The following is a 643-nucleotide window of genomic DNA, read 5'->3' on the forward strand; positions in this document are numbered from 1 at the left end:
GCCGTGAGAGCGCCGGAGATGTTTTTCCAATGAGCCATGCCGAATGGTTTCCTTTCGCTTCGGATGTTACACGCAGATATTTGGCAGGAATTTGCCGGCGTGGCCGCCCCCGCGGTGTGACGGCATAGCGGAGCCAGGTGTCGGCGCTGTGTCCAGGCCGCGGTGGACGGACCGGCAGCCTTGTTCCAGATCGCGCGTCGGGTGGCCATTCCAGTACGGCGATATGGGGTCGGGTACGTCAGACCGCGGGTGTTCCATCGGATGGGGCCGGCCCGCGGTGAGCAATTCCATAACCGACGAGCTCGCGGATGGCCGGGCTCCTACCGCCGCACGTAGTATTCATGGTCCCTGTCGGGAACAGGCCGGCACCGGTACGAAACCGGCACCGCGTCCACCGGGCATCCCGCTCGGCGACCGATAAAACAGGATCATCTCATGAAGCGTTGTTCACGGGTCCCGATCAGGGCCCGGTAACGCCCTGACCTGCGCAGGCGTATGATCCAGAACATCTGATCGCAGCTTCTGAACAACGCTCATGGTGCTCGGTGAGCTCTCAGTAAACCCCAATCTGGCCGTTTCCACCCGGCCGGCTCTCGGGGACGTTTGCCACCGTCCGCGTACAGCACCTGTCCACCTGCTGCCA

The organism is Protofrankia sp. CiP1_Cm_nod3 (assembly GCF_982290655.1).